Here is a 16,366-nt window from a genome sequence, read left to right as displayed (position 1 = left end):
ATTTATTCTAAACTTTGTAAGGCTACTAACCTGGCGTACGTTCCGTTTTTCGCAATTAATTCCGTGTGTTTGCCTTGTTCTACAATTTCACCTTTTTGCATCACAATAATATTGTCTGCTTTTTGAATGGTCGATAAACGGTGTGCAATTACAATAGAAGTTCGGTTTTGCATCATTTTTTCTAAAGCATCTTGAACCAATTTTTCACTTTCCGTATCTAATGCAGATGTCGCTTCATCTAAAATCATAATTGGTGGATTTTTCAATACCGCTCTGGCAATAGACAAACGTTGTTTTTGTCCACCCGATAATTTTCCACCAGCATCACCAATATTGGTATCAATTCCATTAGGAAGAGAAACTACAAACTCATAGGCATTAGCAATTTTTAAAGCTTCAATAATCTCTTCATCGGTGGCATTAGGTTTTCCAATAAGTAAGTTGTTTTTTATAGATTCGTTAAATAAAATAGAATCTTGAGTAACCAAACCGATTAAACCACGTAAAGCGTGCATATCCCAATCTCTAACTTCTACACCATCCACTTCAATTGAACCTTCTTGTATGTCGTAAAAACGGGTTAATAAATTTGCAATAGTACTTTTTCCTGAGCCCGATTGACCAACTAAGGCAATTGTTTTACCTTTTTCTACTTCAAAAGAAAAGTTTTTTAACACATTTTCGTCTTGATAAGCAAAGTTGATATTTTTTACAGATATTCCTTTTTCAAAAGTATGTTTTACAAAGGCATTAGGTTTGTTAACTACAATATTTTCTTGTTCTAACAACGTAAAAACTCTTTCGGCAGCAGCCAAACCACTTTTTACTTGAAAAGTACTCTTTGATATTGCTTTTGCAGGAGTTAAAATTCCATATGCTAGTGCTATGTATCCTATAAAATCTGTACCATCAATACTTTTGTCATGCAATACTAAATAACCACCATAAATCAATAAAGATCCAATTGAAATAATACCTAGAAATTCACTAAAAGGAGAAGCAAGATTGTTTTTTCTAGCAATGCTTAAAGATAAATTTGCTAATCTTTGTAAAGAACTATTAAATTTTTCTATAAAAGAATTTTCGGCATTGTAACTTTTAACTACTTTCAATCCTGTTAATGTTTCATCAAGTGTAGAAATAAATATACCTTGTTCTTGTTGCGCTTTTGTTGATTTTCCTTTTAAATTTCTTCCAACCTTTGAAATTAAAAACCCAGTAATTGGAATAAATACAAATACAAAAAGTGTTAATTTCATACTAATAATCATCATAGAAATTAACGCAAAAAGTATACTCAAAGGTTCTCTAATTATTAATTCGAAAATTTGAAAAAAGGAGTTTTGTACTTCTCCAACATCACCCAACATTTTAGTCATCACATCTCCTTTTCTTTGGTCTGAATAATAGGAGATAGGTAAATGTATTATTTTATTATATAAATCTTTTCTAAAATCTGTTAATACATTAACCCTTAATATTGTAGATTGGTTTGAAGCTAAATAATTAAATAAATTTTTAAGAAAAGCTAAAATAATAACGATACTAACTACAAAGTACAACGAATAAAGGATGCCGTTATTTGCTGATAAAGTTGTTACTTTATAATTAAAATAATCACTTAAATAAACTCCAATTTTTGTAATTCCTTCGTAATTTGGTTCTGTAAATACTTTTTTAGATAAACCAAATAAAACTTTTAAAGTAGGAATTAAACTTACAAATAAAAGTGTAGAAAAAAGAGCATAAAATACATTATAAATAATGTTTAATATTACATTATTTTTATACTTTTTTATATAAGGAATTATTTTTTTTAAATTTTGATCCATTAGTTTAATTTCATTTCAGTGATTATATTCTGAATTTTAGTGTCTAAAAATGTATTGGCTTCTTCGAAATCATTTGCTTCTTCTAAAATGGCATTGACGCTAAAATAAAATTTAATTTTAGGTTCCGTTCCACTTGGTCTGGCGCAAATTTTAGTGCCATCTTCTAAATAATAAATTAATACATTCGATTTTGGAATATCTAAATCAAACGTTTCATTATTTATTAAATCACGAGCCGTTGTGTTTTGATAATCTTCAATACACACCACACGTTGTCCGTTAATGGTTTCCATTGGATTGTCTCGTAAATCTATCATCATTTGATTGATTTCTACCAAACCTTCTTTACCTTTTTTAGTTAAAGATATTAAATGTTCTTTATAAAAACCGAAATCTAAGTATAAGTTAATCAGTTCTTTATATAAACTACTTCCAGAAGCTTTGGCTTGAGCTGCAATTTCGCATACTAATAAACTTGCTGCAACAGCATCTTTATCTCTAACCGCGTCACCCACCATAAATCCGAAACTTTCTTCGCCACCGCCTATAAATTTCTGATTTGGGAAGTCTTTAATAAATTTTGCAATCCATTTAAAACCTGTTAATCCTACTTTACATTCAATTCCGTAAGCACTTGCTAAATCAAGCATCATTGGAGTAGAAACAATTGTTGAACCAATAAATTCAGTTCCCGTAATTTTGTCAGCACGTTTCCATTGTTCCAATAAAAATGCCGTCATCACTACCATGGTTTGATTTCCGTTTAGTAACATCATTTTACCATTCGTATCTCTAACAGCCACGCCTAATCTATCCGAATCAGGATCTGTACCAATTACGACATCAGCATTTACTTGGTCTGCTAACGCTAAAGCCATAGCTAACGCTTCTGGTTCTTCAGGATTTGGTGATTTTACAGTTGGAAAGTTACCATCTGGAATTTCTTGTGCCGCTACGATATTTACATTCGTATAACCCGCTTTTGCTAATACGGCAGGAATTGATTTTACAGAAGTTCCATGTAACGGTGTAAAAACAATATTTAAATTTTCTTTAGCTGATTTTGGCGTATTAAAACTTGCATTTTCTATTGTTGAATTAATAAAGGCTTCATCAACTGTTTCATCAATATATTCAATTAAATTTTCATTTGCAGAAAAGTTAATGTCACTATATTTTAATGCTTCAATTTCAGCAATAATTTCTCCATCTTGTGGTGGTACAATTTGTCCACCATCTTGCCAATATACTTTGTATCCGTTGTATTCTGGTGGATTATGTGAAGCTGTTAATACAATTCCGGCGTGACAATTTAAGTGTTTAAGCGCAAATGATAATTCTGGAGTAGGGCGTAATTCAGAAAACAAATACACTTTAATTTTATTTGCTGAAAAAATATCGGCTACTATTTTTGCTAACGTATCGCTGTTTTTTCTACAGTCATAGGCAATTGCGACTTTTAAATCTTCATTTGGAAAACAGTTGCGCAAATAATTAGACAAGCCTTGCGTGTTTTTTCCCAAAGTATATTTGTTTATACGATTGGTTCCAACACCCATAACACCGCGCATTCCACCTGTACCAAATTCTAAATTTTTATAAAAAGCATCTTCTAAACCTTTTGGATCGGATGTCATTAAGGCTTCAATTTCAGTTTGTGTATTTTGGTCGAAAGTAGGCGTAAGCCATTCGTTTACTTGGTCTAATATGTTTTGGTCTATGTGCATAATTTTAATAATAATTATTTTTTAAAGAGTTTCAAATATTTTTTACAACCAACTAACAAGTTATAATAATAATGATTTGTGGCACTGTAAGGATTTTTAAATTGTCCACTAAACGATGATTCTATTAATTTATCATTTCTAAAATAGAATAATTTTTCACTTACTACAGTTTGAATATTGTAATCAAAACTATCAGTTTTACTGTCATACTTAAATACTTTTTCCTGCCCATAAACAAAAATTAAGGAGTTATTTTGAATATAGTATTCATAAATGCTTATATAGTTTGAAAATCCTACCCACTCAATAATTTTAACTACTTGACCGTTTTTAATATATGCTGTAACTTCCCCTCCATTATCTGTATTATGTTTCATCCATTTTTCGTTGTCAAGAACCTTTTTTGTATAAGTTGAGTCCTTATTTATTAGTTCAACAACTTTATTTATAGCCTTAATTTCTTCTTCAGTTTGTCCGAAAAAAAAGGTCGTTGATAATAATAGAGTAAGAATGAAAATATATTTTTGCATTGTCTAAATTTATTATTTTTAAACCCAATCTTGTGATGCTGAAAACATCTCTCGAAAACAAAGTTGAGACGCTTTCAGCGTGACAAACGTTGTTTGTTTAACCTTTATTTTATGCTATTTCTTCAATTTTATATCGTTCTTCGTTGCTTTTGGTACGTAAAATAATTTCACCTAAAAAACCGGCTAAAAATAATTGTGTTCCAATAATCATAGTAGTTAAGGCGATATAAAATTCGGGTCTGTTTGTAATTAAACGTGCTGTTTTATGTATGAAAAGCTTATCGATTCCTAAATATATAGTTAAAACAAATCCTATAAAAAACATTAAACTTCCAAGCAATCCGAAGAAATGCATAGGACGTTTTCCAAATTTTGAGATAAACCAAATGGTAATTAAATCTAAAAATCCGTTCACAAATCTATCGATACCAAATTTAGAACTTCCATATTTTCTGGCTTGATGAATCACTACTTTTTCACCAATTTTTGAAAATCCAGCATTTTTAGCTAAAACAGGAATGTATCGGTGCATTTCACCAGAAACTTCTATGTTTTTAATTACTACATTATTGTAAGCTTTTAAACCGCAATTGAAATCGTTAAGTTTTACACCCGAAATTCTTCTTGCTGCCCAATTGAATAATTTTGATGGAATATTTTTAAATACTACCGAATCATAGCGTTTTTTCTTCCAACCAGAAATTAAATCAAATCCTTGATTTTGAACTAAATCGTACAATTCTGGAATTTCATCTGGACTATCTTGTAAATCCGCATCCATAGTAATAACAACATCACCTAATGCTTTCGCAAATCCAGCGTGTAAGGCTTGACTTTTACCATAATTGCGTAAAAACTTAATTCCTTTGATGTTGGAATTTGATTTTTGCAAGTCTAAAATAGTTTGCCAAGACTTGTCAGTACTACCATCATCTATAAACAATACTTCATAAGAAAAGTTATGACTCGTCATAACTTTCTCAATCCATTTTGATAATTCTGGTAACGATTCTTGTTCGTTTAATAAGGGAATTACTAATGATATATTCATTTATTCGTTTAATGGGTTTGTTTTTGATTTAAATATGGCTGCTAGAATTAAGTTCATAATTGAACTAATTAAAATAGACATTACAAAAGCTTGTCCAGTTTTAATTATAGAAAAATTGTCAGTTTTTGCAACCTCTTTAATATCTTGACTTGAAACTTCAGTGAAATCTTTCATTGCTTTCATTGCAATAACTTGTTGCTTGTTCATAAACTCATTCATTTCAGCACCATATTCAGCATCAATAAAATTATTCAAAGAATAAGTAAATAATTGAGAAATAAAAATTCCAATAGTAATAGATATTGTCAATGTAGTGAACAATTCTTTAAATGTGATAGAATTGTTGAAATCCTTTTTGGTGTTTATACATTGAAAAATTCTAACACCTAAATAACCCAACCAAAATACAAATTGAATTACACCTCCTGTAATTGCATTTTCTTCGGTTATTCCACCAAGTAAATATATTATTAGATGCATAAGTATTCCTACACCACCTAAAATAATTCCATATTTTATACCGTTACTTTTTAAAACTTCATTCATAGCTTTTATTGTTTTAGTTAGTTTATGGATTAGTATCTAAATTTTAAAATTTGTTACACTGCTTTTTGAACGACTTCATATACTTTTCCGTCTTCAAACTTTAATGTTTTTGCAGGATATTTCAATAATAAAGCATAGTCGTGCGTAGCAATTACTACCGTTTTTCCGTTGGCATTAATATTTCTTAAAACTTCCATAATTTCGATACTCGTTTGAGGATCTAAATTACCAGACGGTTCGTCGGCTAAAATTAATTCTGGGTCGTTTAATAAGGCTCTTGCTATGGCAACACGTTGTTGTTCTCCACCAGATAATTGATGTGGCATTTTTGAAGCAAAATTAGCCATTCCAACTTTTTCTAAAACTTCATTAATTTGTGAATCCATTTCAGATTTGTCTTTCCAGCCAGTAGCTTTTAAAACAAATAGTAAATTTTCTTTTATGCTTCGGTCAGATAATAATTTGAAATCCTGAAATACAATTCCAATTTTTCTTCTTAAAAACGGAATGTCTTTTTCTTTTAAGGTATTTAAATTATAATCAACAATTGTTCCTTCGCCTTCTTTTAAAGGTAAATCGGCGTAAAGCACTTTCATAAAACTACTTTTTCCAGAACCCGTTTTTCCAATAAAATATAAAAATTCACCTTTTTGAACTTCTAAATTAATATCAGATAATATTAAATTGTTTTCTTGGTATATAGAAACGTCTTTTAGGGATAAAATCGTTTGACTCATAATAATATAATTTATTCTGTAAAAATATAAACATTTCATCGCTAAACAAAATTATTCAACTAAATAATTACAATTACAATATTTAAGATAATTTTTGCGTTTATAATCATATCCTTTTGATATATTTGGGACTTAAAATGAATTCAATTATGAACGGTATCAAAACGCTTTTTTTAGCATTACTTTTTATTTCGCAAAGCAGTACAGCTCAGCAATCTGCCATATATTTAAATCAAAATCCAGAATATCATAAAGCTATTCAATTATACAAAGAAAAGCAGTTTCAAGCGGCACAAATTTTATTTGAAAGAGTTAAAAATGCCGTTGAATCTGAAGAAATTATTTCTGATTGTGATTATTTTATTGCCAATTGCGCTATAAAAACCAATCAGCAAGATGCGGATGCTTTAATGGAATCTTTTATAGAAAATCATCCAACAAGTACAAAAAGAAATTTGGCTTATTTTGAAGTCGCACAATATTATTTTGCTGAAGGAAATTATACACTATCTTTAAAATGGTATGAAAATATTTTTGAACCTGAATTAGCGGATTCCGATATAGATAAAGCAAACTTTCAGAGAGGTTATGCCAATTTTTCAATTAAAAAAAATAAAGATGCATCTAATTATTTAAATAAAGTAATTCAGTCGGCAGAATATGGAAATCAGTCCAAATATTATTTAGGATATTTAGCCTATGAAAGTGATAATTATAAAGAAGCCAACCAATTATTCGGACAAGTTGAAAATCAGGATAAGTACAAAGAAAAAATGGGGTATTTTCAAGCCGATATGAATTTTAAATTAGGGAATTTTCAGAAAGCAATTGATTTGGGTGAGCCGCAATTGAAAAAATCATCGGCAATTGAAAAAAGTGAATTATCGAAAATTATAGGAGAAAGTTATTTTAATTTAAAACAATACGATAAAGCAATTCCTTATTTACAAGCCTATAAAGGAAAAAACGGCAAATGGAATCATACTGATTTTTACCAATTAGGGTATGCTTTTTACCAACAAAAAAATTATGAAAGTGCCATTTTACAATTCAATAAAATTATTGAAGGAAATGATTTTTTAGCACAAAACGCGTATTATCATTTAGCAGAAAGTTATCTAAATACTGACAAAAAACAGCAAGCTATAAATGCTTTTAAAACCGCTTCGGAAATGGATTTTGATGCTAAAATTCAAGAAGATGCCGCTTTAAATTATGCAAAGTTGAGTTATGAAATTGGAAATCCATATGTTTCTACTCCTGAAGTTTTAAAATCTTTTTTAGAAAAATATCCTGCGAATCCTAATAATCAAGAGTTAAAAAGTTTATTAATAAATTCATTCATCACTTCTAAAAATTATACAGAAGCTTTAATTTTATTAGAAAAAAATAAAACACCTGAAAATAAATTGGCTTACCAAAAAGTTACTTTTTACAGGGGTTTAGAAGTCTATACAGATGGTAAGTATCAAGAAGCTTACATTTTATTTAAAAAATCATTAACTGAAAATAAAGAGGCAAAAATTACAGCTCGTGCTACTTTTTGGAAAGCAGAATGTGAGTATAGTTTAGACCAATTTTCAGAAGCTGTTTTAACCTATAAACAATTTTTAAATGATGCGGCAGCTTCAGAAACTCCAGAAAGTAAAACTGCGGAATATAATTTGGCCTATGCTTATTTTAAAATTAAAGAATATGAAAATGCCATTCCGTACTTTAATGCTTTTATTTTAAAAGGAAAGGAAGACAAAGTTAGATTGACGGATGCGTATTTACGTATGGCAGATTGCAATTATATTTCTTCAAAATATTGGCCCGCTATGGATGCTTATAACAAAGCTATTGAACTGAAATGCGTTGATGCTGATTATGCTGCATTTCAAAAAGGAATGAGCTATGGATTTGTAAATAAAAATGAAAAGAAAATTGAGGATTTAAATAAGTTTGTAACCACGTATAAAACATCTCAATTTATGGATGATGCTTTATATGAATTGGCCAATACCTATACCGTTGAAGAACAAAATGATAAAGCCATTGCTACATTTGATGTTTTAATTAATACTCATAAAAATAGCGCCTATATAGCAAAATCAATTTTAAAGCAAGGTTTAATTTTTTATAACACAGATAAAGATGATGCTGCTATTACAAAATTTAAAAAAGTGGTAGCAGAATTTCCAAATTCGCCAGAATCATTAGAAGCTGTTTCAACAGCAAAAAATATTTACAAAGCAAATGGAAATATACCTGAATATGCTGCTTGGGTAAAAACACTTTCTTTTGTTGAAGTTTCCGATGCAGAATTAGATAATGATATGTATGAATCGGCAGAAAAAAAATACTTAACAAATAATGCCAAACAAGCCATATCTGGATTTACAAGTTATTTGGTGCAGTTTCCTAATGGATTACACGCTTTGAAAGTCCATTTTTACTTGGCACAATTGTATTTTGCTGATGCATTAGAAAAAAATGCAATTCCGCATTACGAGTATGTAATTGCACAAGCTAGAAACGAATTTACAGAGCAAGCTTTGGTTCGCTTATCTGAGATTCATCTGAAAGATAAAAATTGTGATGCCGCAATTGTAGTTTTAAAACAATTAGAAACAGTTGCAGAATATCCGCAAAACATTACGTTTGCTCAAGCTAACTTAATGAAATGTTATTATGAAAAACAAGATTTCACTAATTCGGAATTGTATTCAGACAAAGTGTTAAATAATCAAAAAACAGATGATAAGATTAAAAGTGATGCACAAATTATTATAGCACGTTCAGCTATAAAAACAAATAACGACGTAAAAGCAAAAGATGCTTATGCTAAATTACAAAAAATAGCAAAAGGCGAATTGGCAGCAGAAGCCTTATATTATGACGCTTATTTTAAGAATAAAGAACAAAAATTTGAAGCATCAAATAAATCGGTTGAAAAATATTCGAGTACGTATTCTGGTTATAAATATTTTGGAGCAAAAAGTTTGGTTTTAATGGCAAAAAATTATTATGGGTTAAATGATAGTTTTCAAGCTACTGAAATTTTACAAAGTATCATCGATAATTTTGCTGAATTTCCTGATGTAGTTTCAGAATGTCAAACAGAATTAGAAACAATAAAAGTAGCAGAAGCGAAGACGAATTCGTCAGTTACGAAGTAAGTGTCAAGTAAAAAGGCAAAAGGCAAAAGTAAAAAGTACAAAAAAATTGCGAACCTTGCGAAAACCTTAGTGTCTTTGCGGTTAAAACAAAACAAATATGAAATCGAAGATTCACGAACACCAAAAAAACAAGACAAATTGCGTGAGTAAAAAGTTAATTTTTAGTATCATCGCCATTGCTGCCATTCAAATTAGTTTTTCTCAAAAGAAAGACGAAAACATTGGAAGTGAAGTAGTAAATATTGTTAAACCTTATACGCCAACCATTTCTGATGCGTTTAAAGTGAAACAAACCCCTGCAGTGGAGGAAGAAGTGATAGAACCAAAAATTCCTATCAAATTTCAAATATTTTCATTCCCGGTAGCTTCTACATTTTTACCTTCTAAAGGAAAAGCCGCCGACGTAGATAAAGAAATTTTAGAAAAAGGATTTTCAAATTATGTTTCTTTAGGTGCTGGAACGTATGGAACAGCAAATGCCGAACTTTTTTTAACACATCAAATAAGTAAAACCGATTATGTTGGAGGAATGTTACAACATCTATCGTCTCAAGGAGGAATTGGAGGCTTAATTTTGGACGATAATTTTTATACAAATGCTTTAGATGCCACTTACGGAAGTAGAAATAAAAAAATTAGCTGGAATGCCGACTTAGGAATAAAAAATCAAGGAATCAATTGGTATGGTTTACCAAATTATTCGTTTTTTGATGCTTCGGTAGTGAATAAAATTGATGAAAAACAAGTATTTAATACCATTGCAATAGGTGGAAAAATCACAGCAAAAGACGGTTTTTTCAAACAAGCTTCTTTACAATATAAACGATTTTCGGATGCTTTTGGCTCGGCTGAAAATAGATTTTTTGTGAAACCAAATTTTGATTTTGAAGTAGCAGATCAAAAAGTGAAAACTGATTTTGTAATTGATTATGTAGGTGGAAGTTTTGACAGAAGGTTAATGGCAATGAATTCAGCGTACAACTATTCTTCACTGAATTTAGGTTTTAGTCCAAGTATTTTATACCAAAAAGAAGATTTGTCAGTTGAAATTGGTGCAAAAGTTTTTTATGCAATGTCTAAAATTGATCTAGAAGATAACAACAAAATATTCTTTTATCCAAAAGTAAAAGCATCGTACAAATTAGTAGGCGATATTTTATTGGCTTATGCAGGAGCAGAAGGAAATTTAAAACAAAATTCGTATGCGGATTTGGTTGATGAAAACCCGTTTGTATCACCAACGTTATTTATTGCTCCAACAAATACTAAGTATGACTTGTATGTTGGTTTAAAAGGAAAATTAGCCAATGCAGTAGCATTTAATGTAAAAACCTCTTATTTAAATCAAGATGACAGCGCATTATTTGTAGCAAATTATTTTGACGTGTTATCGACTAATCCTAATGGATATGCTTTCGGCAATTCGTTTAATGTAGTTTATGACGATTTAAAAACCTGGAGTGTATTTGGAGAATTAAAAGCAGATTTTTCAAAAAATATTGCGTTCGGAATTAACGGAACATTTAATACTTATACTACAACTACTCAAAATGAAGCTTGGAATTTACCAAAACTTCAAATGGCAAGTTTTATTGATTTTGAAATAAATGAAAAATGGTATGCCGGTGCCAAATTATTTTTTGTTGGAGAACGAAAAGACCTGGTAAGTGTACAAAATGACGCCGCAGTTTTCCCATTTATTTTAGATAAAAGCGTGGTAACTTTAGATAGTTATTTTGATTTAAATGCGCACGTGGGTTATAAGTTCAGTAAAAGATTAAATTTCTTTTTAAAAGGAAATAATTTAGCCAATCAACAATACAAACGTTGGGCTGGATTCCCGGTACAAAGTATTCAAATTTTAGGGGGAGCCACTTATAAATTCGATTTTTAAAATTACTTTACTGCAAAGAAGTTAAGTATTACGAAATAGAAATCATTGAAAAAACAAATAAGTGAATAAAATTTTAATCTTAATACTGTTTCCGCTATTTGTTTTTTCGCAAAACATTAAAGGCAAAATTACAGATGCTAATCAAAAGCCAATTGAAGGTGCTTCTGTTTATTTAGATGGCACAACTATCGGAACGGTTTCGGATGCGGATGGTTTGTTTGAGATTACTTCAAAAAGTAAATTCAATACCTTATTAATTATCAAATTTATGGGTTATGAAGATATTTATGTTTCAAATCCTTATGAAAAGCCATTTTTCACGTTCGTTTTAGTTCCAAAACAAAATGAAATTGAAACGGTCTTAGTTGTTAAAGATGGCTTTACCAGAAAGCAAAAATTACAACTCTTTAGAGAACAATTTTTAGGACTTACAAAATATGGAAAAGCGTGTAAAATTCTAAACGAAGATGCGATTGACTTTAATTACGATTTAAAAACCTTTATTTTCACAGCGTCTTGCCCAGAACCTATAAAAGTGGAAAATCCATTATTGGGCTATCTTATTGATTTCGATCTGAAAGATTTTTATGTGAAATTTAATTTTAAAACCATTAAATCGGCAAATGTTATTCAAAGTTTATTTTTAGGGACTGTAAAATATACAGAAACTAATATTGACGAAAAAATAATTAAAAACAGAAACGATGTTTATTTTGGTTCAGCAGTTGACTTTTTTAAGGGTATAATTGATAATTCTTGGTCTGAAAAAAAATTCATTTTGTATGAAGGTAGGTTTCCTGTGCTTGCTAATGATTATTTTAAAGTAATTAAAAAAGATGATTTATATGAAGTTACAGTTACTTCAACAAATAAAGTTTCTATATCAATTGGTGGTATCAAAAGAAATAATTTTTATGCCGATTTCAATCTTTTGTATCGCAAAAAAAGACAATCACGCGTAATATTTAAAACCGAAACTTTTTTTGTAGATAGCTTTGGAAATAACTCACATAAAGATCAAATTGTTTTTGGTGGCGATATAGGACAACAAAAAGCTGGAAATACCTTACCTTTAGATTTTGAACCGGAAATTCTTGAAAAAGAAGTCGAAAAAAATAAATAACACGATTCCAACTTTTAATTCAGAATATTTGAAAATGCCAAATTTCAAACAAAAAATACTTTCTCATTATCAACTATTACTTCAAGATAAAATAGATATTTATCAAGATTTAATACATTCATTAACTGAAGATGCGCAAAATGATGCTAAATCTTCGGCAGGTGATAAACACGAAACTACGTTATCGAAATTACATATCGAACAAGAAAAAATCGCCAATAAGTTAAAAGAAGCAATTGAGCAACAAGTCATTTTATCAAAACTAGATATTGAACAGATTTCTAATAAAGTCATTTTAGGAAGTGTAGTAATTACAAATCATTTAACCGTTTTCATCAGTACCGCTTTACCTAAAATCACAATTGATAATCGTGCTGTTTTTGCTATTTCTCCACAATCTCCTTTAGGCATACAATTGATGCATAAACCTGTGCAGGCCGAATTTTTGGTAAATCAGGTAAATTATAAAATTTTAGAAATTCTGTAAAAAATTACGGTTTTGTATTCAAATTTTACAGAACAAATAAATTTATTGATTTTTAAAAGCCCATTATTTTGCGTTTTAAGACGTTTTTTTTTTTTAACTGTTTTCGTTTGGTACAAAAAATCACCAAAACAGCATTTTTGACCCTTTTTAGCCCTTTTTAGAAAAGATTTTAGAAATTAACAAATGTTGATAACTTAAGGTGTTTTGCTGTTGTTATATCTTGGCTTTTTTTAATCCATTCGTTATATTTGTTTGTTATAAAAATGTTTATTTAACACAATTATTATGAGTGAAGAAAATAAAAAAGGTAGTTATTCAGCCGATAGTATCCAGGCGTTAGAAGGAATGGAGCACGTAAGAATGCGTCCATCTATGTATATTGGAGATACTGGAGTTAGAGGATTGCATCATTTAGTGTATGAAGTAGTAGATAACTCTATTGATGAAGCATTAGCGGGTCATTGTGATACAATATATGTAGCTATTAATGAAGATAATTCAATTACTGTTGAAGATAATGGTCGTGGTATTCCTGTAGATATTCACAAGAAAGAAGGAATTTCTGCTTTAGAAGTGGTAATGACTAAAATTGGAGCAGGAGGTAAGTTTGATAAAGATTCTTATAAAGTTTCTGGAGGACTTCACGGAGTAGGTGTATCTTGTGTGAATGCACTTTCAGACCACTTACGCGCCACTGTTCATAGAGAAGGAAAAGTATATGAACAAGAATACGAAAAAGGAAAAAGTTTATATCCCGTAAAACAAATTGGTACAACAGATAAAAGAGGTACAATTGTAACGTTTAAACCTGATGCTACTATTTTTACACAAACGTTAGAATATTCTTACGATACATTAGCGGCTCGTTTACGTGAGTTGTCTTTCTTAAATAAAGGAATTACAATTACTTTAACAGATAAAAGACACTTAGCAGAAGATGGAAGTCAGCCTGTTGAAACCTTTCATTCTAAAGAAGGTTTAAAAGAATTTATTAAGTTTTTAGACGGCAACAGAGAACCAATTATTTCTCATGTAATTAGCATGGAAAATGAAAAAGGTGAAATTCCTGTTGAAGTGGCCTTAATTTACAATACTTCTTATACAGAAAATATTTTTTCATACGTAAATAACATTAATACTCACGAAGGAGGAACGCATTTACAAGGTTTCCGTATGGGATTAACACGTACGTTAAAAAAATATGCTGATGCTTCTGGTTTATTAGAAAAATTGAAATTTGAAATTGCTGGTGATGATTTCCGTGAAGGATTAACAGCAATTATTTCTGTGAAAATTCAAGAACCACAATTTGAAGGACAAACCAAAACCAAATTAGGAAATAGAGAAGTAGTTTCACCAGTTTCGCAAGCCGTTGCAGAAATGTTAGAAAACTATTTAGAAGAAAATCCTAATGATGCAAAAACTATTGTTCAGAAAGTAATTTTAGCAGCTCAAGCCCGTCACGCAGCGAAAAAAGCCCGTGAAATGGTACAACGTAAAACCGTTATGGGTGGCGGTGGATTGCCAGGAAAATTATCAGATTGTTCGGAACAAGATCCTGAAAAATGTGAAATTTACTTAGTAGAGGGAGATTCTGCAGGTGGTACAGCAAAACAAGGTCGTAATAGATATTTTCAAGCAATTTTACCTTTAAGAGGTAAGATTTTGAATGTAGAAAAAGCGATGCAACACAAAGTTTTTGAAAACGAAGAGATTAGAAATATCTTCACTGCTTTAGGAGTTACAGTAGGAACAGAAGAAGATAGTAAAGCATTGAACTTAACGAAATTGCGTTACCATAAAGTAATTATTATGTGTGATGCCGATGTTGATGGTTCTCACATTTCTACATTAATTCTTACGTTCTTCTTTAGATACATGAAAGAATTAATTGAAGGCGGACACGTGTATATTGCAGCTCCACCTTTATATCAGGTTAAAAAAGGAAACAAAAAACAATATGCTTGGAATGATGACCAACGTGATAGAATTTCTATGGAAATGGGCGGAAGTACAAGTATTCAACGTTATAAAGGTTTAGGAGAGATGAATGCAGAACAATTGTGGGAAACTACAATGAATCCTGATTTCAGAACTTTCCGTCAAGTAACTATTGATAATTTAGGTGAAGCAGATCGTGTGTTCTCTATGTTAATGGGTGATGAAGTACCACCTCGTAGAGAATTTATTGAGAAAAATGCAGCTTACGCTAAAATTGATGCGTAATTGAAAAAGTTAAGTGTTTTAACAAGTCTGTTTGTTTTTGGATTTTCAAATTTTGGATCTGCACAAACAACTGCACAATTTGAACAAATAGGGTATCTTTTAGAAGATGCCCTATTGTATTCAAAACAATATTTAATTCCTGCAACGGATGCTGCTGTTTATCAAGCGTCATCAGCATGGATGAATTCGGCTAAGAAGAAAGAAAATTGGGAAATTAATGTGGGAATTCATGGAAATATGTTTTTTGTTCCAAATTCTGATAGAAGTTTTACAATTGCAAATTCTGATTTTCAATTTTTACAGTTAGAAGGCAGTCAAACCACCGCTGAAGTACCAACCGCAATTGGAAATGATGATACTTATTATTTAGTAGGTGATTTTGACGGTCAACAAGTCCGTTTAAAAACGCCTAAAGGAGTAAACCAAGAAACTATAAACTACCCGTATTTAGATGTATCTCTTGCTTTACCAAGTGGTACAGAACTTATTGGTCGTTTTTCTACTAAAACCAATTTAAAGCGGGGTTATTATCAAGTGTATGGTGTTGGTTTAAAACACAACATTAGCCAATATTTTCCGAGTTTAGAACCTAAAAAAATTCATATTTCTGCGATGTCTTTTTATTCTAATGAAGACATTAGTTTTGATTTTTTAGATGTTAATACTTCATATGGAAATTTAGGTATTAATAATTTAAACGGAATTGTGGATACATTTCATTACCAATTAGCTGTATCTAAAGAAATCAATAAATTTGAAATTTTAGGAAGTTTTATTGTCAACAGCAGTATGTTTAATTATATAGTTAGTGGTGAAAAAGGCGCTATTGAAGATATAATTCCAGCTCAAAAAATAATAAACCAATTGCTTGATACAATTGAAAAAAGGAAAACCAATTATATTGGCGAAATTGCCGTAAATTATAGTTTGAATAAATTTAATTTTCTTAGTGCCTTTGCTTTCGGAAAGTTTTTTAATTATAATTTAGGTGTTTCTTATAAAATAAATTAAAAAAAGTCCCGTCTTTTAATAAAGACGGGACTTTTTATATT

At 30.1% G+C, this 16,366-nt stretch carries 12 protein-coding genes; 6 read left to right on the top strand and 6 right to left on the bottom strand.

Translation table 11 applies throughout. The annotated features are described in order from the left end of the window. Positions 1-2 precede the first annotated feature (2 nt). From ACIQ16_RS04405 to ACIQ16_RS04380, 6 genes are all read right to left on the bottom strand, one after another. Positions 3-1,832 (bottom strand): ABC transporter ATP-binding protein, encoded by a 1,830-nt coding sequence (locus ACIQ16_RS04405; RefSeq protein WP_396149017.1) that lies wholly within the window; start codon positions 1,830-1,832, stop codon positions 3-5. After that, positions 1,832-3,559, bottom strand: coding sequence for a phospho-sugar mutase (locus tag ACIQ16_RS04400; RefSeq protein ID WP_396149015.1), 1,728 nt, complete (start codon positions 3,557-3,559; stop codon positions 1,832-1,834). The genes ACIQ16_RS04405 and ACIQ16_RS04400 overlap by 1 nt, the downstream gene beginning before the upstream one ends. A 14-nt stretch (positions 3,560-3,573) precedes the next feature. Continuing rightward, on the bottom strand, positions 3,574-4,089 hold the full coding sequence (locus ACIQ16_RS04395; RefSeq protein ID WP_396149013.1) for a hypothetical protein: 516 nt from the start codon (positions 4,087-4,089) through the stop codon (positions 3,574-3,576). A 109-nt stretch (positions 4,090-4,198) separates the two neighbouring features. Further along, the gene (locus ACIQ16_RS04390; RefSeq protein WP_396149011.1) at positions 4,199-5,140 is read right to left on the bottom strand and encodes a glycosyltransferase family 2 protein; all 942 of its coding nucleotides are present in this window, start codon (positions 5,138-5,140) and stop codon (positions 4,199-4,201) included. Continuing rightward, positions 5,141-5,686: a DUF4199 domain-containing protein gene (locus ACIQ16_RS04385; protein ID WP_396149009.1), complete on the bottom strand. Its 546-nt coding sequence runs from the start codon at positions 5,684-5,686 to the stop codon at positions 5,141-5,143. A 53-nt stretch (positions 5,687-5,739) separates the two neighbouring features. After that, entirely contained in the window at positions 5,740-6,423 is a 684-nt protein-coding gene (locus ACIQ16_RS04380; protein ID WP_396149007.1) for a cell division ATP-binding protein FtsE, read from the bottom strand. A gap of 149 nt (positions 6,424-6,572) precedes the next feature. Here ACIQ16_RS04380 and ACIQ16_RS04375 point away from each other — a divergent pair, with 149 nt between their 5' ends. From ACIQ16_RS04375 to ACIQ16_RS04350, 6 genes are all read left to right on the top strand, one after another. After that, complete coding sequence (locus ACIQ16_RS04375; protein ID WP_396149005.1) at positions 6,573-9,584, top strand: tetratricopeptide repeat protein; 3,012 nt, start codon at positions 6,573-6,575, stop codon at positions 9,582-9,584. Between the two features lie 97 nt (positions 9,585-9,681). Beyond that, complete coding sequence (locus ACIQ16_RS04370; protein ID WP_396149003.1) at positions 9,682-11,478, top strand: TonB-dependent receptor; 1,797 nt, start codon at positions 9,682-9,684, stop codon at positions 11,476-11,478. A 61-nt stretch (positions 11,479-11,539) separates the two neighbouring features. Beyond that, positions 11,540-12,601: a carboxypeptidase-like regulatory domain-containing protein gene (locus ACIQ16_RS04365; protein ID WP_396149001.1), complete on the top strand. Its 1,062-nt coding sequence runs from the start codon at positions 11,540-11,542 to the stop codon at positions 12,599-12,601. Positions 12,602-12,635: 34 nt separating this feature from the next. Further along, on the top strand, positions 12,636-13,088 hold the full coding sequence (locus tag ACIQ16_RS04360; RefSeq protein WP_396148999.1) for a hypothetical protein: 453 nt from the start codon (positions 12,636-12,638) through the stop codon (positions 13,086-13,088). 285 nt (positions 13,089-13,373) lie between these two features. Next, positions 13,374-15,314: a DNA topoisomerase (ATP-hydrolyzing) subunit B gene (gyrB, locus tag ACIQ16_RS04355; protein WP_396148997.1), complete on the top strand. Its 1,941-nt coding sequence runs from the start codon at positions 13,374-13,376 to the stop codon at positions 15,312-15,314. After that, positions 15,315-16,325: a DUF6588 family protein gene (locus tag ACIQ16_RS04350; RefSeq protein WP_396148995.1), complete on the top strand. Its 1,011-nt coding sequence runs from the start codon at positions 15,315-15,317 to the stop codon at positions 16,323-16,325. It abuts the gene before it with no gap. Positions 16,326-16,366 lie beyond the last annotated feature (41 nt).

This window comes from Flavobacterium sp., assembly GCF_044360715.1.
GTDB lineage: Bacteria > Bacteroidota > Bacteroidia > Flavobacteriales > Flavobacteriaceae > Flavobacterium.
Note: the sequence above shows the minus strand (reverse complement) of the source record. Positions and strands in the feature narration are given on the sequence as shown.

What these genes read in the sequence shown, in the direction of transcription:
- ACIQ16_RS04400 (WP_396149015.1), bottom strand. Translation starts at nt 3,559, where the DNA reads ATGCACATAGACCAAAACATATTAGACCAAGTAAACGAATGGCTTACG.
- ACIQ16_RS04370 (WP_396149003.1), top strand. Translation starts at nt 9,682, where the DNA reads ATGAAATCGAAGATTCACGAACACCAAAAAAACAAGACAAATTGCGTG.
- ACIQ16_RS04375 (WP_396149005.1), top strand. Translation starts at nt 6,573, where the DNA reads ATGAACGGTATCAAAACGCTTTTTTTAGCATTACTTTTTATTTCGCAA.
- ACIQ16_RS04405 (WP_396149017.1), bottom strand. Translation starts at nt 1,832, where the DNA reads ATGGATCAAAATTTAAAAAAAATAATTCCTTATATAAAAAAGTATAAA.
- gyrB (WP_396148997.1), top strand. Translation starts at nt 13,374, where the DNA reads ATGAGTGAAGAAAATAAAAAAGGTAGTTATTCAGCCGATAGTATCCAG.
- ACIQ16_RS04395 (WP_396149013.1), bottom strand. Translation starts at nt 4,089, where the DNA reads ATGCAAAAATATATTTTCATTCTTACTCTATTATTATCAACGACCTTT.
- ACIQ16_RS04390 (WP_396149011.1), bottom strand. Translation starts at nt 5,140, where the DNA reads ATGAATATATCATTAGTAATTCCCTTATTAAACGAACAAGAATCGTTA.
- ACIQ16_RS04360 (WP_396148999.1), top strand. Translation starts at nt 12,636, where the DNA reads ATGCCAAATTTCAAACAAAAAATACTTTCTCATTATCAACTATTACTT.
- ACIQ16_RS04385 (WP_396149009.1), bottom strand. Translation starts at nt 5,686, where the DNA reads ATGAATGAAGTTTTAAAAAGTAACGGTATAAAATATGGAATTATTTTA.
- ACIQ16_RS04380 (WP_396149007.1), bottom strand. Translation starts at nt 6,423, where the DNA reads ATGAGTCAAACGATTTTATCCCTAAAAGACGTTTCTATATACCAAGAA.